At 69.3% G+C, this 24,432-nt stretch carries 21 protein-coding genes, 2 tRNA genes and 3 pseudogenes; 12 read left to right on the top strand and 14 right to left on the bottom strand.

Annotated elements, in window-relative coordinates; all coding sequences use genetic code 11:
* Nucleotides 1-38 precede the first annotated feature (38 nt).
* From BLW41_RS06820 to BLW41_RS06795, 7 genes and pseudogenes are all read right to left on the bottom strand, one after another.
* Nucleotides 39-233 (bottom strand): annotated as a pseudogene (locus BLW41_RS06820) (N-6 DNA methylase); the annotation flags it as partial.
* A gap of 22 nt (nucleotides 234-255) precedes the next feature.
* Nucleotides 256-2,016 (bottom strand): ATP-binding protein, encoded by a 1,761-nt coding sequence (locus tag BLW41_RS06815; RefSeq protein ID WP_093117615.1) that lies wholly within the window; start codon nucleotides 2,014-2,016, stop codon nucleotides 256-258.
* 4 nt (nucleotides 2,017-2,020) lie between these two features.
* On the bottom strand, nucleotides 2,021-3,211 hold the full coding sequence (locus BLW41_RS06810; protein WP_218138307.1) for a DNA double-strand break repair nuclease NurA: 1,191 nt from the start codon (nucleotides 3,209-3,211) through the stop codon (nucleotides 2,021-2,023).
* A complete protein-coding gene (locus BLW41_RS06805) occupies nucleotides 3,196-4,356 on the bottom strand; it encodes a Druantia anti-phage system protein DruA (RefSeq protein ID WP_218138306.1) in 1,161 nt (386 codons plus the stop codon). Before BLW41_RS06805 ends, BLW41_RS06810 begins: the two co-directional genes overlap by 16 nt.
* Nucleotides 4,338-4,520, bottom strand: coding sequence for a ribonuclease HepT family protein (locus tag BLW41_RS11090; protein ID WP_218138391.1), 183 nt, complete (start codon nucleotides 4,518-4,520; stop codon nucleotides 4,338-4,340). The genes BLW41_RS06805 and BLW41_RS11090 overlap by 19 nt, the downstream gene beginning before the upstream one ends.
* Before the next feature lie 101 nt (nucleotides 4,521-4,621).
* Nucleotides 4,622-4,792 (bottom strand): annotated as a pseudogene (locus tag BLW41_RS11450) (nucleotidyltransferase family protein); the annotation flags it as partial.
* A 37-nt stretch (nucleotides 4,793-4,829) separates the two neighbouring features.
* Nucleotides 4,830-6,275: pseudogene (locus BLW41_RS06795) on the bottom strand (type I restriction-modification system subunit M).
* Between BLW41_RS06795 and BLW41_RS10930 the strand changes: the two are divergent.
* On the top strand, nucleotides 6,186-6,377 hold the full coding sequence (locus tag BLW41_RS10930; protein WP_177169399.1) for a hypothetical protein: 192 nt from the start codon (nucleotides 6,186-6,188) through the stop codon (nucleotides 6,375-6,377). The pseudogene BLW41_RS06795 and the gene BLW41_RS10930 overlap by 90 nt on opposite strands.
* A 227-nt stretch (nucleotides 6,378-6,604) precedes the next feature.
* Here the strand turns inward: BLW41_RS10930 and BLW41_RS06790 are convergent, their stop codons facing one another.
* The 3 genes from BLW41_RS06790 to BLW41_RS06780 all read right to left on the bottom strand — a co-directional run bounded on the left by BLW41_RS06790 (nucleotide 6,605) and on the right by BLW41_RS06780 (nucleotide 8,097).
* Nucleotides 6,605-7,483 carry a VOC family protein gene (locus tag BLW41_RS06790; protein WP_093117611.1) on the bottom strand — a complete coding sequence of 293 codons (879 nt, stop codon included), beginning with the start codon at nucleotides 7,481-7,483 and terminating at the stop codon, nucleotides 6,605-6,607.
* Nucleotides 7,484-7,875: 392 nt separating this feature from the next.
* A tRNA-Arg gene (locus tag BLW41_RS06785) sits at nucleotides 7,876-7,949 on the bottom strand.
* Nucleotides 7,950-8,023: 74 nt separating this feature from the next.
* Nucleotides 8,024-8,097 (bottom strand) — tRNA-Pro (locus BLW41_RS06780).
* Between the two features lie 76 nt (nucleotides 8,098-8,173).
* On the opposite strand from BLW41_RS06780, the gene BLW41_RS06775 reads away from it, so the two are divergent.
* From BLW41_RS06775 to BLW41_RS06760, 4 genes are all read left to right on the top strand, one after another.
* Entirely contained in the window at nucleotides 8,174-9,460 is a 1,287-nt protein-coding gene (locus BLW41_RS06775) for a DUF1015 domain-containing protein (protein ID WP_093117609.1), read from the top strand.
* 40 nt (nucleotides 9,461-9,500) lie between these two features.
* Nucleotides 9,501-10,055: a cob(I)yrinic acid a,c-diamide adenosyltransferase gene (locus BLW41_RS06770; protein ID WP_093117607.1), complete on the top strand. Its 555-nt coding sequence runs from the start codon at nucleotides 9,501-9,503 to the stop codon at nucleotides 10,053-10,055.
* A 56-nt stretch (nucleotides 10,056-10,111) separates the two neighbouring features.
* The gene (locus BLW41_RS06765; protein ID WP_093117605.1) at nucleotides 10,112-10,507 is read left to right on the top strand and encodes an OsmC family protein; all 396 of its coding nucleotides are present in this window, start codon (nucleotides 10,112-10,114) and stop codon (nucleotides 10,505-10,507) included.
* A 137-nt stretch (nucleotides 10,508-10,644) separates the two neighbouring features.
* The gene (locus BLW41_RS06760; RefSeq protein ID WP_177169398.1) at nucleotides 10,645-15,177 is read left to right on the top strand and encodes an EAL domain-containing protein; all 4,533 of its coding nucleotides are present in this window, start codon (nucleotides 10,645-10,647) and stop codon (nucleotides 15,175-15,177) included.
* Here the strand turns inward: BLW41_RS06760 and pncA are convergent.
* Entirely contained in the window at nucleotides 15,115-15,681 is a 567-nt protein-coding gene (pncA, locus tag BLW41_RS06755; RefSeq protein WP_093118849.1) for a bifunctional nicotinamidase/pyrazinamidase, read from the bottom strand. The genes BLW41_RS06760 and pncA overlap by 63 nt on opposite strands.
* A 125-nt stretch (nucleotides 15,682-15,806) precedes the next feature.
* Between pncA and BLW41_RS06750 the strand changes: the two genes are divergently transcribed.
* The gene (locus BLW41_RS06750; RefSeq protein ID WP_218138303.1) at nucleotides 15,807-16,439 is read left to right on the top strand and encodes an NUDIX hydrolase; all 633 of its coding nucleotides are present in this window, start codon (nucleotides 15,807-15,809) and stop codon (nucleotides 16,437-16,439) included.
* 50 nt (nucleotides 16,440-16,489) lie between these two features.
* On the opposite strand, the gene BLW41_RS06745 is transcribed toward BLW41_RS06750, so the two are convergent.
* Both BLW41_RS06745 and BLW41_RS06740 read right to left on the bottom strand, forming a co-directional pair.
* Nucleotides 16,490-17,335, bottom strand: a complete 846-nt coding sequence (locus tag BLW41_RS06745) for a sulfurtransferase (protein WP_093117601.1) — start codon at nucleotides 17,333-17,335, stop codon at nucleotides 16,490-16,492.
* A gap of 84 nt (nucleotides 17,336-17,419) precedes the next feature.
* Complete coding sequence (locus tag BLW41_RS06740) at nucleotides 17,420-17,917, bottom strand: hypothetical protein (RefSeq protein WP_143038646.1); 498 nt, start codon at nucleotides 17,915-17,917, stop codon at nucleotides 17,420-17,422.
* A gap of 95 nt (nucleotides 17,918-18,012) precedes the next feature.
* Between BLW41_RS06740 and BLW41_RS06735 the strand changes: the two genes are divergently transcribed.
* The 5 genes from BLW41_RS06735 to BLW41_RS06715 all read left to right on the top strand — a co-directional run bounded on the left by BLW41_RS06735 (nucleotide 18,013) and on the right by BLW41_RS06715 (nucleotide 23,276).
* Nucleotides 18,013-19,212: a thiolase family protein gene (locus BLW41_RS06735; protein ID WP_093117597.1), complete on the top strand. Its 1,200-nt coding sequence runs from the start codon at nucleotides 18,013-18,015 to the stop codon at nucleotides 19,210-19,212.
* Between the two features lie 125 nt (nucleotides 19,213-19,337).
* Nucleotides 19,338-20,492, top strand: coding sequence for an acyl-CoA dehydrogenase family protein (locus BLW41_RS06730; protein WP_093118845.1), 1,155 nt, complete (start codon nucleotides 19,338-19,340; stop codon nucleotides 20,490-20,492).
* A gap of 20 nt (nucleotides 20,493-20,512) precedes the next feature.
* Nucleotides 20,513-21,295: an enoyl-CoA hydratase-related protein gene (locus tag BLW41_RS06725; RefSeq protein ID WP_093117595.1), complete on the top strand. Its 783-nt coding sequence runs from the start codon at nucleotides 20,513-20,515 to the stop codon at nucleotides 21,293-21,295.
* A gap of 2 nt (nucleotides 21,296-21,297) precedes the next feature.
* Nucleotides 21,298-22,854, top strand: a complete 1,557-nt coding sequence (locus tag BLW41_RS06720; RefSeq protein ID WP_093117593.1) for a 3-hydroxyacyl-CoA dehydrogenase NAD-binding domain-containing protein — start codon at nucleotides 21,298-21,300, stop codon at nucleotides 22,852-22,854.
* A 5-nt stretch (nucleotides 22,855-22,859) separates the two neighbouring features.
* On the top strand, nucleotides 22,860-23,276 hold the full coding sequence (locus tag BLW41_RS06715) for an MTH1187 family thiamine-binding protein (RefSeq protein ID WP_093117591.1): 417 nt from the start codon (nucleotides 22,860-22,862) through the stop codon (nucleotides 23,274-23,276).
* On the opposite strand, the gene BLW41_RS06710 is transcribed toward BLW41_RS06715, so the two are convergent.
* Nucleotides 23,273-24,031, bottom strand: coding sequence for a helix-turn-helix domain-containing protein (locus BLW41_RS06710; RefSeq protein ID WP_093117589.1), 759 nt, complete (start codon nucleotides 24,029-24,031; stop codon nucleotides 23,273-23,275). The genes BLW41_RS06715 and BLW41_RS06710 overlap by 4 nt on opposite strands.
* A gap of 103 nt (nucleotides 24,032-24,134) precedes the next feature.
* Here BLW41_RS06710 and BLW41_RS06705 point away from each other — a divergent pair, with 103 nt between their 5' ends.
* Entirely contained in the window at nucleotides 24,135-24,404 is a 270-nt protein-coding gene (locus tag BLW41_RS06705) for a 4Fe-4S dicluster domain-containing protein (protein WP_093118843.1), read from the top strand.
* The last annotated feature ends 28 nt before the right edge of the window (nucleotides 24,405-24,432 follow it).

Here is a 24,432-nt window from a genome sequence, read left to right as displayed (position 1 = left end):
ACAGGCACTGCCTGGCGACCTGGCCGCGCGGTCCCCGAGTCGGCCTTGATGATGTTCTTGCGGATCTCGCCCTCGCCGGACTGGTTGGCGGACATCGAGCCGTTGGCGAGGACGAAGCCGGCGAGCCCCGCGGGCGCCATGTGGTGGATGATGTGCTGCACCCAGGCGAAGTTCGCGTTGCCCAGCGGCGGCACACCGTGCTCGCAGCGCCTGTCGTTCCGGGCCGTGTTTCCCTGACCTATGGCTCTCATGTGCTCAGGCTTCCAGGCGGTTCGCCTCAAGGAAGGCCTCCACCGTGTTGAAGACGTTCAGGAACAGCGGGCTTCCCGAAAAGGAGAGCGGGCTCACCGGTCCGATCGTCATGAACGAGTACTGGCGGCTCGCCGTGTCAAAGGCCGAGTGCGGATCGCGGAAAAGCTGGTACAGGTCGAGCGCCGTGCCGGAAGAGCCGACAAGCTGGCGCAGCGACTGGAACTCTTGCCCCAGGCCGAGCCCGAAGCCGAAGAAGAAGATCCGTAGCTGCTGCAAGATCTCGGGGTGCAGGCTCGACAGCGTCTGGCTGATGAAGAGCCACCCGAGGCCGTACTTGCGCGTCGTCCGCGCGGCGTCGATCAGCACGCCGCGGACTCCACGAGCAGCCTCATCCTCGCGCGGGAGCTCGCGAGGAGCGAGTCGGTGCGCTTCATCAATGACGACGAGCGCGTTGAGGCTCTGGCCCTCCTTGTAGAAGTGCTCTGCTGTCTGGGCGAGCCCATCTAGCAGTCGCTTTATGACGAGGGATTGGATCTTCTCATTCCAGAAGAGGCCCTTGGCTTGCTCTTTAGACAGGTCCACGACCAGAATCCGCCGATTCGTGGCGTTCAGGTCGAGCAGCCAGGCCAACGCCTTCTTGATGCTCCTGGCTCCAGGACGGTCCTCGCGGAACAGCTCCGCCACGGGTCCCCAGTAATCGCGGAAAAATTCATTTGGGTTAGCTTCATGCAATGCGGTATCGAATCGATCACGAGATTCCTTCGCGCGATAGAAAACCCTCTGGACCTTGTCATCCTGGAGAATCCGCCAGGCTCGATCGAAGGACGACCGCTCGTGAAGGTCTACGAGCTTGACCTCGGCCTTCTGTAGCTTTTCCACCAGGATGCCGCAGGCCAGCTCGCGATTCTCGCCCTTTCGAATCGTCAGCCGCTCGAAGAAGAGCGATTCGAAAAGGATCTGCTCGAATAGTTCCCAACGGTCCAGCACCAAGTTGCGCACCGTGAGGACGACCGGCTGTTTTCCCAGCTTGCGAGCGACATCTCCCACGGGCAACGGGAACTCGCCGCTCGCGCCCCCTTTCTTCAGGTCCCGCGAGAATTCGCCCTGCGGATCGATGACGAGGAGCGCCATCTGCGGGTAGCGCGCGTAGGCGAGAAGGATCATCTTCGCGAGCACCGACTTGCCCGACCCGGTCTTGCCGAAGATCCCGAGGTGGTACGCCTCCCCTGCTCCGTCGGGTCCCTGTCCGAAGTGCTTGAACCAAAGGGGAAGCCGCGGCTTCGACCCGTAGACGTGACCCAGGTAGAAAATCTGATCCCGGTAGGGGCGTAGCAACTCATCCAGGATCGCATCGCTAACCAGGTGTATTGGCGTGCCCGTGGCAGGCACGGTGCCAAGGATGCTTGGCTCGTATCCACCGGAACCACCCTGTCGGAAGACGGCGCTGATCACCATCTGGCCCAAGTGGGTGTCCTGGCGCTCGCTGACCGCGTCCACCCGGCCACGCTGGCGGATGAGGCTGCGCATCGTCGGGTCCTCATGCCAGATGTTCCGCAACTGAACCTCGGTGATCTGCCCGAGGGCGTAGTGCGGGCTTGCGTCCTGCGTGAAGCGCAGGAGTGCTAGCTCACCGACCAGCTTGCGTGTGACTGCCGAGCCGAGGATGTCGAGCGCCAGCTGCGCCGTCGACGATGGTGAGCCGACGACGCCGAGCCGCTCCGCCTCGTCAACGACCTGTTCCAGAGTCTTGCGTTCCTCCGGCATAGAACTATCTCCCCGTCTCGCTTCGGTAGCCGTGCATCGCGAAGAACACCTCGCCGATGTCGCCTTTGTACTGTTCCGAGACCCGCTGGGTTGTCACCTGCCGGAATGCCGGGAAGGCCCGAGCGAGGGCCTTCGCGGTGCGATCGGCCAGGTAAAGCGGATAGGGCTCGAGCATGGAGGGAGTTGCGGTCTGGTGCTTGAGTCCCTGGATGACCGTCGCAAGACGCTGAGTGTTCGATGCCACACTTCCAGCGACCTCCACCCGAAGGGCAGGGAGCCACGAATGGGGCTTGTAGTAGAACACGCACACCGCCTCCAGCGCGGAGATGATCTCGCCCGAGAGGTCAGTTGCCTCCTTCTTCGCGTCTACCGGAAGCCGACCTGTGTTCAGATGCCAGGTGACATCGCCCTTGCTGTCGCGTGGGTGCTCCAGCTGGAGTGGCGTCGTGAGCTCGCCGGGGTCGAGCAGGATAGTGAGCATTCCTCGATCGTCATACATCGGCGGCCACCCGAGCTTCCGCCCGATTTCCCGGCGAGTCGAGTACTTCGGAAGAGCGGCGTAATGCTTATCCGATCGCTCCGAGCGCAAAAGAACCAGGTAGGCCTCCAGATACTCGGAACAGTGCCCGAGGAACTCCTCGGCGCAGCGCAGCTGCTTCGCATCTGGCGCGGTGTTCAGCGCCTGGTTGAAGTAGATGATGGGTAGGGTCAGCGTGCCGTCCATCATCACGAGGTCGTGGGGTGCGTTCGCGGCCAAGCGCAGCTCCTCGCCAAGCATCACAGCGCGGAGCACGGTCGCCGTGTCCTCCAGGTGAGGCTCAGCAGCGACGAACGTCTTGTGGTGAGGCAGCGCCCAGTGTCGCTTCTCCGAAGGCGGCGTGAGCCCTTCCACTGCAACCGCCGCAGCCGCGGCCAGATCGGTCGTCAGCAGACGCTCGATGGCATAGGAGCCGTCCGTGGCACAGGTCGTCGGTAGCGGCGGATAACCGAGCGAGGACTCCCCCATCACCAGACCCGAATTCGTTAGCTGGTTGCGCAGCGACTGACGATCGGCCTTGACCTGTTGGAACGAGGCGAGCAGGCCATCTGCCACCTCGGCGGTCTTCTCGAGCACCTCCTCGACCAGGGCGGCCGGCAGATCGGCAAACGGGGTGTGGTCCGCGGGTCTGTTGCTTGCCGTCATGAAAGCCTCCACAACCGGTAGGTCTCTGGATCGAACCCACGGTATGCATCGTCGCGGGCGGCCCGCGGCAGAAGCCACCGTTCCTTGAACCACGCGAACAAGTCGTCCGCCGTGCGGTCGTAGCTCGTCAGTCGGTGGCTCTCGCCCCGGAGGAACGCCGCAGCGTTGCTGGCAAGGGGCGCCACGAAGATCTCGCGCTGGACACCGTGATAGACGAGCTCCCGCGACAACCCGATGAGGGGGAGCACCTTGCGCAGCAACTCCCGCCTGTTTCGAAAGCCGTTGCCCCACCGCACGTGCTTGGCGGTTGCCTGGCAATGCTCCACTGCCAGCCGCCGCAAATCCTCGTACAAGCCATTGCTGAACTGAAACTCCCCCGAGCCTCGGGTGAAGCCCACGCTCCGGAATACCAGTTCCCCACGGTACGTCAAGCGGTTGTAGAGGGAAGACCGCCCCAGTGCGGAGATGGTGGTCAGAAGTGCGAGCCGCCCGTCCAGGGCCTTTCCGCTGATGAGGGATCGCTTGCCGTGATACTTCTGGCGAAAGGCCTGTTGAACCTCGCGGCTGGTCGCAAGGAGTGCAATCAGCTTCCCGCAGAGAAGCTGTGAATAAGGCGGCACCGCACCGAGCACGAACAGGTCCATGACGGACTGCAGGCGCTCTTTCTTTTGGCTGGACCCCCATCCGATCCACTGATCTCGCGGGCCGAGGCTGAAGACCGGATCGCCAAGGCCGAACAGGCCGATGAGCTTGCCGTTGGAGTCGTCGAAGACGAGGAACCGCAACCGCCGCCCATAGCCAGCAGACACCGGGATGCTCCAATGAAGGCACACATACCTGAACAGAAGCTCTGCCTCTGATCCCGACTGTACCAGAACCAACCGCGGACAGATGCTGTTCGGAACAACCTCGCTTCCCGCCGCAATGAAGCCTAGTAGGCGATCTTCGTGGCGTTTCAGGCTTGGTTTGGCCTTAGCGATGCGATGGCGAACCGCTTCGGCATGGAGCTGTCTTATTCCTTCCTTATCAGTCGGGTCTGGCGGAACGAGAGCGTCGCCCCGGATCTCGAAGCCCTGCTCTCTCAAAGACTCCAGTATCTTTCCGCGCAGCTGGTCTTGATTCATTTCGTCGATCGAACTTACCTCGTCCAAAGCCACCACGGCACCTCCGGATGCCCTCTTCCGTACGGGTCGTCTCCCTTGGCCGCCGCATCGATGGGCTCGATGTTGCGGAGGCCGGTGTCCTGGAGCATCTCGTCACGCAAGAATTGCTCCCGCTCGTCCGCAGTGAAGCATTCGATCTCCTGGATGCACTCCAGCATCTAGGTGAGGCACACACGCGGCCCCTTGGCCACAGCAGACGCGCCTTCTTGGAGGATGCGACGCCCCAAGACCCGGTAGATACCGCCCTCGAGATGACGTCAACTTTCCGGCCAAGGGGCTCTTCCAGCTCGTTGACGAGGCAACCTTGATCGAGCATGCTCCGCCAGGGTTCCAACGCCATGAGGAGGTCGACGTCGCTGTCGCCGCTCGCCCTGCCGCGGCCGACGGACCCAAACAGGCCGGCGCTGCGCGCGCCAGATCTGGCAGCCATGCGGAGCACCTCTTCGCGCCTGACGCGGAGCAGGGCATCAGTGGCCATAGCGAATCTCTCCTAGGTCCTTGGCAATCACCGCATCGAGTCTTGGGACCTCGGCCTGCTGCTCGCGGAGCTGCGCGACGAGCCGCTGCATCTTCTCTTCGAACGGCTCGCCGTCGTCCTCAGCTGGTTCAGCGCCGACGTAGCGGCCGGGCGTGAGGACGTGGCCGTGCTTGCGCACCCTCTCCACCGTGGCGCTCTTGGGGAAGCCGGGAGCGTTCCGCTACTCGCCCGCGTCCCTCTCGTCGCGGCAGGCGTGGTAAGTGTCGGCGATATTGCGGACGTCCTCGTCGCTGAGCTCGCGGTGGGTGCGGTCCACCATGTTGCCCCTCTTGCGGGCGTCGATGAAGAGGATCTCGCCGCGGCGGTAGCGGAAGCGTCCGTTGTTCTTGTCCCGCGCGAGGAACCAGAGGCACGCCGGGATCTGGGTGGAGTAAGAAGAGATGACCGGGTAGGGCCACCGTGGAGTCCACCAGGTCGGCTTCGATGATGTTCTTGCGGATCTCGCCCTCGCCCGCCTGGTTGGAGGACATTGACCCGTTGGCGAGCACGAAGCCCGCGTAGCCCGTGGGCGCCAGATGGTGGATCATGTGCTGCACCCAGGCGAACTTGGCGTTATTGACCGGTGGCACGCCAAACTTCCATCGTTTGTCCTCTCGCAAGTGTTCGCCGCCCCAAGCTTTCATATTGAACGGCGGATTGGCCAGGATGTAGTCGGCCTTGAGGTCGGGGAAGCGGTCGTTCGTGAACGAGTCGCCCTGCTCGATCCGCCCGTCGATGCCGCGGATGGCGAGGTTCATCTTGGCCAGCCGCCAGGTCGTGTAGTTCAGCTCCTGGCCGTAGATGCTGATGTCGCTTCGCGCGCGACCGCCGTTGCCGTTGCCTGTGGCGTGTGCCTCCACGAAGCGCACCGACCGCACGAACATCCCGGCCGAGCCGCAGCAGGGATCGTAGACGCGGCCCTTGTAAGGCTCCAGCATCTCGACAAGCAGCTTGACGACGCAGCGCGGGGTGTAGAACTCCCCACCTTTCTTGCCTTCGGCACTCGCGAACTGGCCGAGGAAGTACTCGTAGACCCGTCCCAGGATGTCGCGGGCGTGGTTGTCGCCCCCGCCGAGGTGGATGTTGGAGACGAGGTCGATGAGCTGCCCCAGGCGCTGCTTGTCGAGCGCGGGGCGGGCGTAGTCCTTGGGGAGCACCCCCTTGAGGGAGGGGTTGTCCCGCTCCACGGCCGTCATCGCGTCGTCTACGAGGCGGCCGATGGTGGGCTGGCGGGCGCTCTTCTGCAGGTGGGACCAGCGGGCCTCGGGCGGCAGCCACAAGATGTTGGCGCCCCGGTCCTCATAGGGTGCTCGCGATCGGCCCCCTGGTCACGCGCGGGCTCGAGCTTTACGCCGTGCTCCGCGAAAGCGTCGAATGCGTCCTGGCCAAAGCTGATCTCGCGCACCACGTGCCCGTACTCATACTCGTAATACGCCGCGTCGATGGATCCGCGCAGGGCGTTGGGGACATTCCACAGCTTGCGCTCGATCCCGAGTAGGAACCCATCCTGTCGCGCGTGCATTGGGCCTGTCAAGCACCCCTCCTGATCGCCACCAGGCTCCCCTGTTCGCGTAATACGTCGCCGCGAGGTGCGGCCTTCTGACCGCGCGCCGTCAAGTGACCGCGCTAACCGCCTTCCGCCCGCGACCGCTCGCGTAGCTCGCGAGCACTCAGCTAGCGCGTAACCGGCGAGGTAGCTCGCGACCGCTCAGGCCGCCGCTCCTTCTACACCCCGCGCAGCGGCTCCAACTCGATCTTCTTCATCTTCTGGAGCTCCTCGACGTGGCGGAGCACGCGGCCTGGGTCACCCGACTCCAGCACGGCGTGCATCAGGCTTGGCGCGACCTGCCACGTAACACCGAAGCGGTCACGGCACCAGCCGCAGATCTCCGCCTCCGGCACCGCCGACAGCGCCTCCCAATAGTGGTCGATCTCCTCCTGGGTGTCGCACTCCACCATCAGCGAGACCGCCTCGTTGAACGCGAAGCCGTGCTCGCGCCCCCCGTCCATCGCCACGAACCACGTCTCGCCGAGGCGCAAGTCGGAGTACATAACGCGCTGCGGGGAACCGTGGTCGCCTTGCGCGTGGTCCCCTCGCGCCTGGTCGTCTCGCGCCTGGTCGCCCGCCGCCTGGTCGCCCACCTCTCGGCCACCCCCGCCCTGGCTGACCGCGTCGCTAGCGGCGGCTTGCGGCGCCACGTCGGCAAGGCGCGCGATGAACCCCTCCTGCGAGCCGGGGAACACGCTGCGGTAGAACGCGCCGGCATCGGCCGCCGTGCCGTCGGCGGCGGTGAAAAGCAGCGACAGCATCACCGTGGGCCGCGGATCGGCGCCGGGCGGTGTGGTGAACAGCTGCCACGACACGCCGTGGCGGTCCTCAACCCAGCCGTACAGCGGACTGTAGGCGTACTCGTCGAGCGGCATCAGCACCTCACCGCCGCGCGCGAGCTCACCCCACATCCGCTCAAGCCGCTCCTGAGCGTCGGGCACGAGCGCCGGGTCGAAGCGCACGAAGAAGGAGATCGACGGGTTCGGCCGGGTGGGCGGCCCGGCGTTCGTCGACATCACCAGCACCGGCTGGCCGGCGAGGCGCAGCGCCGCCACCTCACCGCCGGTCTCGACGCGGGTGACTGTCCCTCCCTCCCCCTTCGACGAACCTTGCAGCTCCCGACGCTAGCAGCGGACATGCCCGGCGACGGGTCGCGTCGGTCCCGGGGGTAGCAGAGCGGCGCGGCCGCTGCGGATGCCGGATTCGCGCGAAGAGTTTCGACTGCGCCAAATGGGTAACGATTTGGTTGAGCGAAGTTGCCTAACACGAGGGTCGCGGTAACAGCGGTGGTTTCCTCGCTCTGCGCTGCCGGGCTCGACGCAGACGGCGACGGGTACGCCTGCGAAAGCTACGGGTTGTGAGAGCCGCGGCGTGGGCCAGCAGTGACTAGCCGAAGGTGGCTTCGGTCACCGTCCCGCTCGCGAAAACATCGCCGCTAAGCGCTAAGCGCCCCCGGCAGGATTCGAACCTGCGACCTAGGGATTAGAAGTCCCTCGCTCTGATCCGCTGAGCTACGGGGGCTCGTTGGTCGGTGCACTGATCGGCCGAGGCACCGATCCGTGCACCGCTCGGCGCACCAAGCGGTGCGCTCGACATCGGGGCGGCCGGATTCGAACCGGCGACTTCGCGCCCCCAAAGCGCGCGCTCTACCAGGCTGAGCTACGCCCCGGCGCGCTCCAAGTCTACGGCTCGCCCCCGCCCCTAAGCGGCGCCGCTCGCGCTAGCGGCGCTAGGGTCCAGCCCGCATGCCCGACGTTCAGCCATTCGCCGCGATCCGCTACGACCCGGAGGTCGCCGGCCCGCTCGAACAACTCGTGGCACCCCCCTACGACGTCGTCGACCCGGCGTGGCGGCGCAGCCTGCTCGCCCGCAACGCGCGCAACGTCGTCGCGATCGACCTCCCCCACGACGATCCCGACCACCCTGAGCGCGCCACTGGTGACCCCTACGGCGAAGCCGCCCACACGATCGAGCGTTGGCTGGCCGAGGGCATCCTCGTGCGCGAGCCTGAAGCCACCGTCTGGGTACTCCGCCAGCGCTTCACCAGCCCCGACGGCGAGCTGCGCACCCGCACCGGCTTCTTCGCGCGCGTGCGCGTAGAAGACCCACGGGCCCCCGGCTCGCGCATCCGCCCCCACGAACGCACCCAACCGGGCCCCAAAGAAGACCGGCTGCGCCTCACCCGCGCCACCCGCCTCAACCTCTCCCCCGTCTTCAGCGTCTTTCCCGACCCCGACGGCCAAGCCCGCGCGCTGCTCGAACGCGCCACCGCGCAGGAGCCGGTGGCGCGCTTCGTCGAACACGACCAGACCAGCAGCGCGGTTTGGCGGGTCGACGACCTGGCGCTCGCGGACGAGCTGGCTGCCGCCGCCGCCAGCAGCGAGCTGCTGATCGCCGACGGCCACCACCGCTACGAGACCGCGCGCACCTACGCCGAGGAAGTGGGTGGCGAAGGACCCCACCGCTACACGTTGATGTTCCTCTGCCCGCTCTCCGACCCGGGGCTCGTGGTGTTCCCGATCCACCGACTCCTCTCCGGGCTCGACGACGAGCGCCGCGCGGCGCTTTGGGCGCGCCTCGAGCTGCTCTTCCAGCTAGAGGAGCGCGACCCGCCCTGGCCCGGCGCGGCCGGCAACGGCGTGGTCGGGCGCTTCGGCGTGATCGACCCGCGCGTCGGCCGCACCGTTATCGCCACGCTCGACAGCGCGCGCGCTGCGCGCGAACTCACCGACCTGCCGGCGGCGCTGCGCGAGCTTGACGCTGGGATCCTCGAGCAGCTGATCCTGCGCGGGGCGCTCGCCATGAACGAGCAGGACATCGCCGCCAAGCGCGGCATCTCCTACACCCCCCGCGTCGAGCGGGCGTTGCAGGCCGTGGCCACCGGCGAGGCCGACGTCGCCTTCCTGCTGCGGCCCACGCCGATCGAGCAGGTACGCGAGATCGCCGCGGCCGGCGTGCCGATGCCGCCGAAATCAACCTTCTTCTACCCGAAGGTGCCGACCGGCCTGGTCTTCAACCCGCTCTACGAGTGAGCGCTAGCGTCAAGCAGCGACCGCACGCACCGCTCCGCGCATGAAGATCTACACCCGCAAAGGCGACGACGGCACCACCGGCCTTTGGTACGGCGGGCGCGTGCCCAAACACTCGGCGCGCCCCGAGGCCTACGGCACGATCGATGAGGCCGGGTCGGCGCTCGGCCTCTGCCGCGCCGCCTGCGAGCCAAACTCCGAGCTTTACCGCGACATCCTCTGGTTGCAGCGCCAACTGTTCGTAGTCGCCGCCCAGCTAGCGACCGCACCGGAAGCTGCGGCACGGCTCGAGCCGGGCGTCTCACGGATCGAGGAGAGCGCCGTGGCCGAGCTCGAGCAGCTGATCGACCGCTACATGGGGCGCGTCGACCTGCCACCCAAGTTCGTAATTCCCGGCGGCAGCGAACTGTCGGCACGCCTCGACCTCGCGCGCACCGTGCTGCGCCGTGCGGAACGACGGGTCGCGGCCCTGCGAGCCCTCGGCGAACTCGACGACGCGACCGTCCTCGCATTCTTGAACCGCGCGTCCGACCTGCTCTGGGCGATGGCGCGCTTCGCTGACGAACCGGAACCGCAGTTGTTCGAAGGGCGCGGCTGAGCGCCGTGCCCTTCAGAGTCTCTGGAGAAGACCGATCAGCGGGAGGTAGCAGCGCGATGAAAGCGGTGGCGAAACGGCTTGACGGGACCTACCAGCACGAGGTGTTGGTACGACAACATCGCCTACTCGCCGACGAGCCGCCCACCAACGGCGGCCACGACACCGGCCCGACACCCCTCGAGCTCCTCGCCGCCGCGCTTGCCTCCTGTAGCGCGATCACACTCGAGATGTACGCCAAACGGAAGGGCTGGGACGTCGGCAACGTCGAGGTCGAGGTCGAATTCGAGCCCGCGCAGCGGGGTGCACCGACGCGCTTCGACATCACCGTCAAGCTGCCCCGCCACCTGAGCGAGGAGCAGCAGGAGCGACTGATGCAGATCGTCGCCAAGTGCCCCGTCCATCGCACGCTCGAGGGCGAGGCGATGTTCAGGGAGGAGCTCAAGCTCGTCTAGCCACGTCAACCGGATGGGCGGCCACCGCGGCTTTCGGGCACGCCGCGGTCGGGCCGCGCGAAGACCGCCGGCGCGCCGGCTGGGCGCTCCGCGTTGCAGGGCTCAAGTAGTTGGTCGCGAACGCCGACACCGTGGACGTGACCGCACGTACCGCCCCGGCGGTCCGGACCCTCCTAGCCGCCGCCGCTCACGCCGCCGTTTACCTCGCCGCCGCGCGCCTCGGTCAGGCGCTGGTTGAACCGAGCGGGGGGACCGCCACCCTCTGGCCAGCGACTGGCATCGCCGCCGGCGCGCTCTACGCGCTCCCCGCGCGCAGCTGGCCGCCGGCACTTGGCGGGCTACTCGTTGGGGCGGTCGGCGCCAACCTGCTCGCCGGCACCGCCCCCGCGCTGGCCCTCGCCTTTGGGCTGCCAGGCGCCGCCGCACCAGTGGCCGTAGCGCTCCTCGGGCGCCGCCTCGCCGGCTCGCCCCGCGCGCTCCAGCCCAGCTTCGCCCCGCTCGCCCAACTGTCCGTAGCGACCGCCGCGGGTTGCGGTCTGGCGGCGATCGCCGGCGCCTTCGCGGCCGCGCGCGCCTACGGCAGCGACCCGCTCGACGCCTGGCTTTCGTGGTGGTCGGCCGACGTCGTCGGAGTCGCCTCGCTCGGGCCGCTCGCCGCCAGCACCGTCGCGCTCTGGCCGCGGGCCCAGGCGCGCCCGGCGGCCGCGCAGCTAGCGGCGTTGCGGACGGCGCTCCGAGCGGCGCTCGCCGATCCCGCCAACCGGCGCGCGCTCGGGGTGCTCGCGGCGCTCAGCGGCGCGACGGTCGCAAGCGGCCTTTTGGTCTTCGCCGCCGAACCCACCACCCTCAGCTTCCGCAACGCGCTCCCGGCGAGCCTGCCGCTGCTCTTCACGCTGGCGCTCGCGTGGCGGTTCGGTGCGCTCGCCTTCGCCGCCTGCGCAGCGGCCGGCAGCGTGCTTGCAGCACTCCTCACCGCATCCGGTCAAGGCCCGTTCGCCAACCCCGCCGCCCCACCCGAAGCGGGCGTGCGCGGCCTGCAGGTGTTCCTCGCCGCCGGCCTGGTGGCGGCGGCCGCCAGCAGCATCGCGGCTGCCCGCGAGCGGCTGCTGCGACAGGCCCTCGGCGAGCGGGGAGGGCGCCTGCGCGCGCTGCTTGCGCACAGCCACGAAGCGTGCATCGCGCTCGACGAGCAAGGGCGAATCTGCGACTGGAACCCCGCGGCGACGCGACTCTTCGGGCATCCCCGCGAGCGCGCGCTCGGGCGCACGCTCGGCGACCTCTTCGGCACGCTCGCGCTGCCCGGCACCGGCGACGACGGCGCGAACGCGCAAACCGAGCTACGCACCGAGCTGCCCGGGGCGCACGGCGCGCGCCTGCCGGTGGCGATCCGCGTCGCGCCCGGCAGCGGTCGGGTCGCCTGCCAACTGTTGATCAGCGACCTGCGACCGCTGCGCGCCCTCGAGCACGAACTCGCGCGCGTGCGGACGATCGTCGAGCAGCTGCGCACGCGCCTGATCGAAGCGCTCCGCGAGCGCGAGGCGCTGGCGCGCGAACGCTCCGAGCTGGCCGCCGCACACCAGCAGCTGCGCGGCGAGCACGACCAGCTGCACCGCGAGCACAACCAGCTGCGCGGCGCGCACCAGCGCCTGCGCGGCGAGTACGAGGAGCTCGAAAGCGAGCACCAGCAGCTGCGCGCCGAGCGCGACCAGCTAGCCGGTCAGCGCAGCGCGCTCGCCGACGAACGCGACCGCCTGCTCACCCAACTCGCCGCCGCCCGCCACGCGCACGAGCGGGCGCGCGGCGAACTCGAACAGACACGCGCCGAGGCCGCCGAGCTCAGCGCGCGCCGTCAAGAGCTGGCCGAGCGCTTGGCGGCGGCCCTCGACGACCGCGACCGCGTCGCGCGGCGGGCCGAAGAGCTGGCGGCGCGCATCAGCGAACTCGAGGGCTCGCTCGCCACCAGCGATGCCGAGCGGGCACGCCTACGCACCCGCCTCGACGAGCTCGAGCGCGAGCGTCAGGTCGCCGCTCAGCGCATCGATCGCCTCGAGCGGCTCGGCGAAGAGCGTGCCGCACAGCTCGCCGACGCCGCCCGCAGGCTGCGCACGCTCGCCGCGGAGCGCGAAGCGGTCGGCGCGCAACTGGCGCGTGCGGAGGGCGAGTGCGAGCGCCTGCGCGCCGAACTCGAGCGCACCCGGGCACAGCTGGCCGCCGATCGCGAACGGCTCGAGCGGGCCGTCGCCGCGGCTGAGCGTTCCCTGCTCGACCACCGCGCGCGGCTGGAGCGCGCGGAGAGCGAGGCGGAGCGGCACGCCAAGGAGATCGAGCGCTTGCGCGCTCGCCTCGCTGCCCTCCAGCGGGAGCTCGGCGAGGAGCGTTCGCGACGACTCGCCAGCGAGTCGCGGCTAGCGGAGACCGATCGGGCGCTTCAGAACACACAAAGCCAGCTCGCCGAAGCGACCGCTCGCGCCGAGACGCTGGCGCGCGAGGCCGCCGCGCACGCCGAGCGCGCCGCGCACGCCGAGGCGGAGCTGGCGCGGGCCGAGCGGATCCGCCGTCGCTGGCACACGAGCTTCGAGCGCACACGCCGACCGGCGGCGCTGGTCGAGCCGGGCAGCGGACGGATCGCCGAGGTCAACAAGGCCTTCGCCGAGCTGCACGGCAGGCGCGCCGAGGAGCTCGTCGGGCGGCCCTTCGCGAGCCTCGCTACCCCCCGCCACGCCGCGCTGCTGCCGGCCCTCGACCGCGAGGTCCGCAAAACCGGCTACGTGCGCTGGGAAGTCGAGCATCGGCGCGCCGACGGGTCGACGGTGCCGGTCGCCGGAGAGGGCATCGCGGTGCGTGACGGCTCCGGCGAGGAGCTCTACCGCGTGGTGTGGCTCGACGACCTCAGCGCGCTGCGCCAGCGCGAGAGCGGCGAACGGGCGGCACGCGCACGCTTCGACGCCGCCTTCGAGCACGCGCCGCTGGGGATCGCGCTGGTCGCCGCCGACGGCCAGATCCTGCGCGCCAACACGGCGTTCGCAACAGCGCTCGGCTATCCCGCTGATCAGCTGGCCGGCTCGAGCCTGGCGGCAGTCACCGCCTCCGACGACGCCGAACAACTGCGCGAGGCGCTCGCTCGGGCGGCCAGCGGCAGCGCCGAGCGCTGGACGCAGCGGCTGGTCGACGCCGCCGGGCGCGAACTCGAGGCCGAGGTCGTCGCCGCACCGCTTGCCGACGGGCGCGCGCAGCGCCTGATCGTCTGGGTGCAGGACGCGAGCGAGCGGCGGCGCTTCGAGGGGCAGCTGCAACACCTCACCGACCACGACGGGCTCACCGGCCTGTTCAACGCCAAACGCTTCCGCGAGGAGCTCGAGCGCGAACTCGCCGCCGCCGCCCGCTACGGAAGCGGCGCGGCGGTGCTCGCGATCGACATCGACGGCTTCCGCTACCTGAACGGCGCGCTCGGCCACGAGGCAGCGGACGAGCTGTTGGCGCGCATCGCCGACGCGCTCCGGCGCCGCTTGCGGGCGACCGACATTGCGGCGCGGACCGGCAGCGACGAGTTCGCTGTGCTGCTCCCGCGCTGCGACCTAGCGCAGGCGCAAACGGTCGCGCGGGGCCTCTTGGAGGCGCTCGAGTCGCTGGGCGCGGCCGAGCTTGCGGGTCGCCCGCTGAGGCTCACCGCGAGCATCGGCGCGGCCGCCTTCGCCGGTGCGCCGCCGCTCGCCGACGAGCTGCTGGTGGCCGCCGAAAGCGCCCTCTGGGAAGCCAAGGAGCGGGGCGGCAACACCGTCTGCACAACCGCTGCCGCCGGCGACGGCAGCGCCGTAGCTCGGCGCCTCGCCTGGGGCGAGCGCCTGCGCCGGGCGATCGACAACGGTCGCCTGGAGCTGCTCGTTCAGCCGCTCGAGCCGCTCGCCCCGCAACTCGCGCCGCGCGCCGAGCTGGTCGTACGGATGCTTGGTGACGAGGGCGAGCTGGTGCCACCGGCCGCCTTCATGCCAGCCGCCGAGCGCTTCGGTCTAGCGGCTGAGATCGACCGCTGGGCAGTTCGCAAAGCCCTCGAGATGCTCGCCGAGGCGCGGCGCACCGCCAGCGCGTCGCAGCCCGCGCCGACCTTCGAGCTCGAGCTCTCCCCGCAATCGCTCGCCGACGGCGAGTTCGCGAGCTTCGTCGAGCGGGCGCTGCGCGACGCCGGCACCGACGGGCGCGGGCTGGCGCTGCTGTGGCCGGAGAGCGCCGCGATCGCCAGCGCTGACCGCGCGCGCCTGGTCGCACGGCGCCTCCGCGACCTCGGGATCGAAACCGGCCTCAGTGGTTTCGGTGCGGGCTTCGGGTCGTTCCGAGCGCTCGAGCACCTGCCGTTCGACTACCTGAAGATCGATCCCGACCTGGTCGCCGGGCTCGCTCGCAGCCGCACCCGCCACCTCGTCGTGCGCGCGATCGCCGACCTCGCGCGCTCGCTCGGGCGGCGCTCGGCGGCCACCGGTGCCGACGACGAGGCGATCGTGATGCTGCGCGCCTGGGGTGTCGACTACGCGCAGCGACTCGGCGCCACACCGCGCCGCTTCGGCGCGCCGGCGTCGACGCCCGCCAGCGAGCGTCAACTCACCGAGGACCGGCTAGACGGCGCCCTTCGCGCTACCGGCAGCGATCTCGGCGCCCGCCCGTCGGAGCTCCTCTAGCGCGCGCTCCGAGTCGCCCGGCTGGACATCGACGCCCTTCGTCGCGGTCGTATCGACCTCCACCTGGAAGCCGCGGCGCAGCGCGTCGAGAGCGGTGTTCTTGACGCAGTAGTCGGTGGCGAGACCGACCACCGTCAGCTTCTCGATGCCGTGCTCACGGAGGATGCGCTCGAGCTCGGGGTTCTCGAACGCCGAGTAGCCAGCGGTGTCGGGGTTCTGGCCCTTGTCGATGATCACATCGATCTTCGAGCGGTCGAGCTTGGGGTGCAGCTCGGCACCCTCGGTGCCCTGCACGCAGTGCCGCGGCCAGGGACCCCCCTGCTCCCGGAACGAGCCGTGATTCTCGGGATGCCAGTCGCGCGTGGCGATCACGAGATCGAAGCGCGGGTCCTGCGCGAGCTCGTTGAGACGGTCGGCGATTGCATCGCCATCAGGCACCGGCAGCGCACCGCCGGGCGTGAAGTCGTTTTGGAAGTCGACGATGACCAGTGCCTCGCGTGCCATCGCAAACCTCCCGGTCGCTGCTGTCGGGTGCGAAACGCGCGAGACGGTGCCGGACCGTAGCCGCTGGTAACGGGCAACCGCCTCACCCTCCATCATAGGCGGCCCAACCACGAGCGCCCCCGACCTTGACTGCTCACGAAGACAGCCACGCCCAACCCGACGCCCGCGACGCGCCGTCGAGCCCCTGTTCGCCCACTCGGCTGCGCGAGCTCTTGCTGCCGCCCGAGGAGACCGTGCGCATGTTCGCCCCCGGCAACAAGGAAGCGGGCGTGCTGGTTCCGCTGCTCAGCCGCCAAGGCGAGCTAGTCGCGGTCTTCACTCGCCGCGCGCGGGACCTACCGCAGCACGGCGGCGAGATCTCGTTTCCAGGCGGCCGACTCGCGCCCGGCGAGACGCCACTCGATGCGGCCTTGCGCGAGGCGCGCGAGGAGATCGCGCTGGATCCGGCGAGCGTCGAGATCGTCGGCGCGCTACCACCGACCGGGACGATCGTCACCGGTTTTCGGATTCGACCGTTCGTCGGCTGGATCGCGACGCCGCCGCGCTCGTGGCGAGCACAGGACGGCGAGGTCGACGAGGTGCTCGAGCTGCGACTGCGCGACCTCGCCGCCGGCTTTCGGCTGCAGCGCCTGGTGCGGTTGGGCGTGCCGATTCGCACGCCCACCTACACGGTCGGCGAGCACCTCGTGTGGGGTGCCACCGCCCGCATCGTGCGGGCGCTCTTGCGGCGGCTCGGGCCGCTACTCGACGAGCGCTAACCGCCGCGCGAGCGCTAGCTGCCGCGTGGGCGCTAACCGCCGCGCGAGCGCTAGCTGCCGCGCTCGATCGGCATGGCAACCATGTTCCCCCACTCGGTCCACGAGCCGTCGTAGTTCTCGACCTTGTCGTAGCCGAGCAGTTCGTGCAGCACGAACCAGGTGTGGGCCGAGCGCTCGCCGATTCGGCAGTAGGCGATCACCGGCTTGTCGTCTTCCAGCACGCCCTTCTCGCGGTACAGGCGCTCAAGCTCCTCGCGCGACTTGAACGTGCCGTCCTCGTTGACCGCCTGCGCCCACGGGACGTTGATCGCGCCGGGGATGTGGCCGGCCCGCTGAGCGCCCTCCTGCTCGTAGCCGGCGGGCGAGATGATCTCGCCGGCGAACTCCGCTGGCGAGCGCACATCGACCAGCTTGACGTCCTTGCCGAGCGCCGCCAGCACCTCGTCGCGGCGTGCGCGGATCGACTCGTCCGGCTCCTTGGTGTGGAAGGTCTGCGGCGGGTAGTTCGGCACCTCGGTGGTGGTGGGACGACCCTCGGCGATCCACTTCTCGCGCGGGCCGTTCATCAGCTTCACCTTGTCGTGGCCGTAGTAACGGAAGTACCAGTACGTGTAGGCGGCGAACCAGTTGTTGCGGTCGCCGTAGAGCACCACCGTGTGATCGTTGGAGATCCCCCGGCTGCCCATCAGCTCGCCGAACTCGCGCGGGCCGAGGAAGTCACGACGCACTGGATCCTGAAGGTCCTTCTTCCAGTCGAACCCGATCGCACCGGGGATGTGTGCCTCGCGGTAAAGGTCGGGGTTCTCGTCGACCTCGACGATCCGGATCGAACCGTCATCTAGATGGTCCTGCACCCACTGCGTCGAAACCAAGACGTCCTTCGCGTACTCGCCCACCGTGCTCCTCCTCGCTCGTCTCGCTCAAACTCCCCGTTTTAGGGTCGGGATTCTACCTTTTTGGGGAACGAGGCGCCCCGCCGCCTACGCCGCCGAATCCCCAACACCGAGCAGCGCGAGCGCGGCCGCAGCAACCTGCCGCGCCGCAACCTGCGCCGCCGAGTCCGTGCCGACGACCGCGTGCCGTATCCGTAGGCGCTCACACCACGAGCGCACAAGCTCGCCGCTCGGCGGTAAGTCGACAGCGCCCTCCGCCGCCGGGGCCACCGCCGGCGCCTCGTAGACGAACGCTCGCACCGGCGAATCGACGATCCGCTCGAGCACGCTCTGCAGACGCGTGGTGTGGAGCTCGCGCTGCTCGGCCGCGGGGCGCGCGGGCATTCCGAAGCACCAGCAGAGGCAGCTGGTCTCAGCAAGCAACGGCAAAAGCGTGCCTAGCCGGAGCGCGTCGAACGCCACCGTCTCGCCCACCCCGGGTGTGCCGCCGTCGACGGCCAACCGCACATCGAATGGCTGGCCGGCGAAAGCTCGTGCGAACTCGTCGCTGCGCGCCCGGTCGACACACACAAGTACCCGCGCCACGGCTGCGACAGTAGCGGCGGGCGCCTGCGGTCGCGCGCGAGCGCGCGAGCGCACGAACGCGCGATCGCCGGACCTCGGCGTTACGATCGCGCCCCATGCCCGATCCCCTGATCGTCGACGCGCTGCGCACGCCGATCGGCCGCTACGGCGGGGCGCTCGCGAACGTCCGCCCCGACACGCTCGCCGCGCTGGTGATCGAACGTGTGGTCGCGCGCACAGGGATTCCGCCGGAAGCGATCGACGACGTCTACTTCGGTTGCGCCAACCAGGCCGGCGAGGACAACCGCAACGTCGCCCGCATGGCGCTGCTGTTGGCCGGGCTGCCGAAGGAGGTGCCGGGCGTGACCGTGAACCGGCTCTGCGCCTCCGGTCTCGACGCCGTCATGCACGCTGCGCGCGCGATCCGTGCGGGCGAGGCCGATCTCGTGCTCGCCGGTGGCGTCGAGTCGATGACCCGTGCACCGCTCGTCGCCCTCAAACCCGACCGGGCGTGGCCGCGCGGCGGCCTCGAGCTCGTCGACACCACGATCGGCTGGCGCTTCCCCCACCCCGACTTCCCCTACTCGACCGAGTCGATGGGCGAGACCGCCGAGAACGTCGCCGCGCGCTACGGCATATCGCGCGCCGACCAGGACGCCTTCGCCCTGGAGTCGCACCGCCGCGCGATCACCGCCCAGGACGACGGGCGCTTCGACGCCGAGCTAGTGCCGGTCGAGGTGCCGCAAAAGCGCGGCGACCCGCTGCTCGTGACCAGCGACGAAGGGCCCCGGCGCGACACCTCGCTGGAAAAGCTCGCCAAGCTGCGCCCGGCCTTCCGCGAGGGGGGTACCGTCACCGCCGGCAACTCCTCGCAAATCAACGACGGTGCCGCCTGCTTGCTGTTGGCGAGCGCGGAGCGGGCGCGCGAGCTCGGGCTCGAGCCGCTCGCCCGTGTGATCGCCGGCGCAAGCGCCGGCGTCGACCCCGCCTACATGGGGATCGGGCCGGTGCCGGCGACCCGCAAGCTCTTGCAACGCACGGGCCTCGCGATCGACGATTTCGATCTCGTCGAGCTCAACGAGGCGTTCGCCAGCCAGGTCCTCGCTTGCATGCGCGAACTCGGCATCGACCACGAGCGCTTGAACGTCAACGGCGGCGCGATCGCGCTCGGCCATCCGCTCGGCTGTTCAGGCGCGCGCCTCGCGGGCACGATCTGCCACGAGCTAGCACGTCGCGGCGGCCGCCTCGGGCTTGTGACGATGTGTGTGGGTGTCGGCCAGGGCGTCGCGTTGGCGGTCGAGAACCTGCGGCGCTAGGCGCCGGTACGCGAGCGCGGCGAGTCACAGCGCCGGTCCAGAACGTCTGCGCGGCGAGTCGCATCGCCGGTCTGTAACACGAGACTGACCGACCGGTCAGGGGTCGGATAGGCTCGCGGGCCGTGATCGACTTCGAGCTGACAGATGAGCAGAAACTGATTCGGGAGACTGCACGCGAGTTCGCCGAGAAGGAGATCCTGCCCCGCGCGCGTGACAACGACCGCAACGAGCGCTTCGACCTCGAGCTCGCGAGGAAGATGGCGGCGATGGGCTACGTCGGGGCGACGATCCCGGAGGAGTACGGCGGTCGCGGCATCGACTACCTCACCTACGGGTTGATCGTCGAGGAGATCGGGCGGGTCGACTCGGCAATGCGCACGGTGATCTCGGTCGTCACCTCGCTCGTCGGCACGCCGATCTACAAATGGGGAACTGAACAGCAGAAGCGCGAGTGGCTGCCGAAGCTGTGCTCCGGCGAGGCGCTCGGTTGCTTCGGCCTCACCGAGCCGAACACTGGCTCCGACGCGGCCAGCTTGCAGACCCGTGCCACCAAGATCGACGGCGGCTGGCGCATCACCGGCCAGAAGATGTGGATCTCGCTCGGCAACTACGCCAAGGTGGCGCTGATCTTCGCCCAGACCGATCCCGAGAAGCGCCATAAGGGGATCGCAGCGTTTCTCGTGCCAACCGACTCGCCCGGCTTCCACTCGCAACCGATCCACGGCAAGCTCGGGTTGCGCGCGTCGGACACCGCTGAGCTATCGCTCGACGGCGTCGAGGTTCCTGACGAGGCGCTGCTCGGACGGGTCGGAGACGGCTTCAAGGTGGCAATGACGGCGCTCGACGCCGGTCGCTACAGCGTCGCCGCCGGCTGCGTCGGGATCTGCCAGGGATCGCTCGACGCCGCCGTCAAGTACGCCAAGGAGCGGATCCAGTTCGGGCGCCCGATTGCCTCCTTCCAGCTCGTCCAGGAGATGCTTGCCGACATCAAGGTCGAAACGGAAGCGGCGCGCGGGCTGGTGTGGCGTGCCGGCTGGCTGAAAGACAAGGGGCTGCCGAACACCACCGAGACTTCGATCGCCAAGCTCTACGCCACCGAGGCAGCTGTGCGCTGCGCCAACCTGGCAATCCAGGTGCACGGCGGATCGGGCTACGTCGACGACTATCCGGTCGAGCGCTACCTGCGCGACGCGCGGGTAACCACCCTCTACGAGGGCACCTCGCAGATCCAGAAGATGATCATTGGACGCGCACTGACCGGCATCAACGCGCTCGCCTGAGCGCGCGGGAGGGGGGCCACGTGGATGCCGAACGCAAGGTCTTGATCCAGGAGCGGCACGACGCCGTCGTGCTGCTGCGCCTCAACCGTCCCGAGGCGCGCAACGCCCTTTCGCCCGAGCTGCGCGAGCAGCTCGCGGCAGCTCTGCGGCGCAACGATGCCGACCCCTCGGTGCGGTGCATCGTGATCGCCGGCCACGACGAGCACTTCGCAGCCGGCGCGGACATCGCCCAACTCAGCGAGCGCGAGCTCGCTGATCTGCTCCAGGAAGCTGGCGGCGCAAGCCTTTGGGAGGTGCTCGCCGCTTGCCGCACGCCGCTCATCGCAGCGGTCTCGGGCTACGCCCTCGGCGGTGGCTGCGAACTGGCGCTGGCCTGCGACATGATCGTCGCCTCCGAGACTGCTCAGTTCGGCCAACCCGAGATCCGGCTGGGGATCATTCCTGGCGGCGGCGGTACGCAGCGACTCGCGCGGGTGATCGGCAAACAACGGACGATGGAGCTGGTGCTGACGGGCCGCAGGATCCCCGCCGAGGAAGCCCAGCGGCTGGGCTTCGTCAACCGCGTCGCCCCCGCCGACCGCTGGCTCGAGGAGGCCCTCGACCTAGCCCAAACGGTCGCCCGCCGGGCACCGCTGGCGGCCCGACTCGCCAAGGACGCCGTGCTGGCCGCCGACGAGCTGCCACTCTCGGCGGGACTCGCCCACGAGCGACGCCTGTTCGAGCTCGCGATGGCGACCGAGGATCGCCGCGAGGGCACGCGCGCCTTCCTCGAGAAGCGACCAGCGCGGTTCGTCGGGAGGTAGCCGTGCGCGGCGAGCTGCCGGAGGTGCTCGGCGTCTGCGGTGCCGGGACGATGGGTGCCGGCATCGCCCAGCTCGGGGTGGGCTGCGGGATGCGCACGATCCTCTACGACCCGCTACCGGAGGCGCTCGAGCGGGGCGCCGAGCGCGTGCGCAAGGGGATCGAGAAGTGGCGCGAAAACGGCCGACTCTCGCCGGAGCAGGCAGACGGCGCGCTGGCGTTGCTTGAGACCACCAGTGAACTCGAGCGGCTCGCGCCCTGCGAGCTGGTGATCGAGGCCGCCCCCGAGCAGCTTGAGCTCAAGCACGACCTGTTCCGGCGCCTGTCGGCGGTGTGTGCGCCCCACGCCGTGCTCGCCACCAACACCTCGTCGATCCCGGTCACGCAGATCGCCAGCGCCGCCAGCAACCCCGAGCGCGTGTGCGGCATGCACTTCTTCAACCCAGCACCCTTGATGCAGCTGCTCGAGGTGATCGCGGCTGACCAGACCGGTGAGCGGGCGCTCGCCGTCGCCTTCGCCACCGGCCGGCAGATGGGCAAGCACGTGATCCTCGCTCAGGACGGACCGGGCTTCCTCGTCAACCGTTGCGGGCGGCCCTTCAACGGGGAGGCCCTGCGCTGCCTGCAGGAGCGGCTTGCAACGCACCAAGAGATCGACCGCATCGTGCGGCTCGGCGGCGGTTTCCGGATGGGGCCGTTCGAGCTGATGGACCTCGTCGGTGTCGACACCGGTTACGCGGTCGCGCGCTCTTTCGCCGAGCTGTCGTTCGGCGAGCCGCGTTGGCGACCGAGTCCGATCCAAGCGCGACTGGTCGCCGCTGGCAGGCTTGGACGCAAGAGCGGACGCGGTTTCTACGACTACTCGCAGGAGCGGTACCGGCCGCCCGACCCCGAGCCGCTCGAGCCGTCGGGCGGCGAGGGCACCGCCCTGGTTATCGAGGGCGACGGCGCGGTCGCCAACGGCTTGCGTGAGCGCGCGCGTCGGGCCGGCTTCGATCTGCGTGCCGAGGGGCCGGGCGAGCTCTACATCTACGCGGGGGCGGGGACTGCTCAACCGCTGCGTGGCGGTGCGCCGGCGGCGGTGCTGTTGGCCGGGCCGTCGCTCGCCGCGCGCGGCGAGACGCAAGCGATCGGCTTTCACCTTGTGCCTCCGCTCGACAACGCGCAGCTAGTCGAGCTCGCCGCGCTGCCGACCGCGCCAGGCTTCGCCAAACAGGCGATCGAAAGCGCCTTCCGGGCGCTCGGCTTCCACCACCAGTGGGTCGACGACGCCCCTGGCCTAGTACTCGGACGAATCGTCTCCCAGCTTGTCAACGAAGCAGCTTTCGCGCTCGGCGAGGGCGTCGGCTCGGCGGAAGACATCGACGCCGGCCTTGAGCTCGGTCTCAACCATCCTCGCGGGCCGGTGCGCTGGAGCGAGGAGATCGGTCCCGCACACGCTCTCGCAGTACTCGACGCGCTCTTCGAGGAACGGCGTGAGGAGCGCTACCGCGCGGCTCCCCTGTTGCGTCGCGCGGTTGCACTGGGACGTGGCTTGCGCGAGCTCTCGCAGCCCCGGTAGCGCCCGTGGCCACCGCCGAGCTCAGTGTCGTCCCGATCGGCTCGCCCGACCCGAGCGTAAGTCACGTGGTCGCCGAGATCCATCGGCGCCTGGCGCGCCAGCAGCGGGTGCGGTACCGACTGCATGCGATGGGCACCGAGCTCGAGGGCGAGACCACCGACATCCTCGCCTTGGTCGCAGAGCTGCACCGCGTTCCCTTCGAGCTCGGCTACCCACGGGTGTACACGGTCCTCAAACTCGACGAGCGGCGCGACCGGCCGCAGCAGACGCTCGAGGACAAGGTGCGCGCGGTGGAACGCGAGCTCCGCGCCGTGGAGCGCGAGGTCCCCGCGACGGAGCGCGAGGTCAGTGCGACGGAGCGCGAGGTCAGTGCGACGGAGCGCGAGGTCAGTGCGGTTGAACGCGAGCCAGCAGGCGACTAGTCGACGCTCGCTTCCACCACGCAACCGGCCTCGCGCGGGTCGCGCGCCTCGAAGCGCTCGACCCGACCCCCTGGCAACAGACGTTCGACGACGCCCTCGGTGATCGCGCGGTGAAGTCCGCAAACCACGCGCGGGCTTGCGGCCGCGACCTCCGCGTACGGACACCGGCAAAGGCGCATCCGCAGGCCGCGCCCTTGGAGCTCGACGGTCGGCGCGAAGCCCAGCGACGAAACTAGGCGCGCCAGTCGAGCGAACTCCGGGGGCTCCGCGCCTGCCGGACAACCTTCGCCCGCATCGCCACCCGGATCGCCACCGGGACCTTCAGCGGGCTCATCAGCGACCGCAGCCGGCTGGGCGCGCAGGTCGTGTTCGGCAAGCCGACGGCCGATCGCCCGACCGACCGGCTCCAGCGTCTGCGGGTTGCTCTCGAGCGCCTGCGCGAGCCAGAGGGCCAAGGCGCGGTACTCCTCGGCCGACCCGGGCAGCGCACGCGGCGCCGCGGCGGCCGCTCGCCAAAGATCGCGTGGTCGTCCGCGCGGGCGCCGCTCCCGCAACCGCTCCACCAGGCCGCGCCGCTGCAGCCTCGTCAGGTGTTGGCGCACGCCGTTCGGGTGCAAGCCGAGCCGTTCGGCGATCGCCTCGGTCGCCTGTGGTCGCGGAGCGGCGACAAGCTCGCCGAGGATCCGTGCCGCCGTCGGGCCGAGCCCTTCGCCGACCGACTCGCCTGCGCGGGCGCTAGCGTCCCGGTCGATCATCTCCGCAGATCACTTCGCCGTTTCCCACACTCGCGTGTGTAAAAATACAGGCCGCCGCCGCCGATAGCGGCCTGGAAGCCTTCAACGACAGAAAGGGGTGCCCGTGGCCTACGTAATCGCAGAGCCTTGCATCGGCGTCAAGGACTCCTCGTGCGTCGAGGTCTGCCCGGTCGACTGCATCCACCCCACTCCCGAGGAACCGGAGTTCGAGACCGTCGACCAGCTCTACATCGACCCCGACGAGTGCATCGACTGCGATGCCTGCGTAGAGGCCTGCCCGGTTGACGCGATCTTCCCCGAGGATCAAGTCCCCGAGGAGTGGACTTCGTTCATCCAGAAGAACGCCGACTACTACAAGCAGCAGGCGGCTTGACCGCTTGCAACTGGGGTCGCTGAGACAG

This window comes from Thermoleophilum album, assembly GCF_900108055.1.
In the GTDB taxonomy this organism is placed as follows: domain Bacteria; phylum Actinomycetota; class Thermoleophilia; order Solirubrobacterales; family Thermoleophilaceae; genus Thermoleophilum; species Thermoleophilum album.
Note: the sequence above shows the minus strand (reverse complement) of the source record. Positions and strands in the feature narration are given on the sequence as shown.

What these genes read in the sequence shown, in the direction of transcription:
- BLW41_RS06815 (WP_093117615.1), bottom strand. Translation starts at nt 2,016, where the DNA reads ATGCCGGAGGAACGCAAGACTCTGGAACAGGTCGTTGACGAGGCGGAG.
- BLW41_RS11090 (WP_218138391.1), bottom strand. Translation starts at nt 4,520, where the DNA reads ATGCTGGAGTGCATCCAGGAGATCGAATGCTTCACTGCGGACGAGCGG.
- BLW41_RS06775 (WP_093117609.1), top strand. Translation starts at nt 8,174, where the DNA reads ATGCCCGACGTTCAGCCATTCGCCGCGATCCGCTACGACCCGGAGGTC.
- BLW41_RS06770 (WP_093117607.1), top strand. Translation starts at nt 9,501, where the DNA reads ATGAAGATCTACACCCGCAAAGGCGACGACGGCACCACCGGCCTTTGG.
- BLW41_RS06765 (WP_093117605.1), top strand. Translation starts at nt 10,112, where the DNA reads ATGAAAGCGGTGGCGAAACGGCTTGACGGGACCTACCAGCACGAGGTG.
- pncA (WP_093118849.1), bottom strand. Translation starts at nt 15,681, where the DNA reads ATGGCACGCGAGGCACTGGTCATCGTCGACTTCCAAAACGACTTCACG.
- BLW41_RS06735 (WP_093117597.1), top strand. Translation starts at nt 18,013, where the DNA reads ATGCCCGATCCCCTGATCGTCGACGCGCTGCGCACGCCGATCGGCCGC.
- BLW41_RS06710 (WP_093117589.1), bottom strand. Translation starts at nt 24,031, where the DNA reads ATGATCGACCGGGACGCTAGCGCCCGCGCAGGCGAGTCGGTCGGCGAA.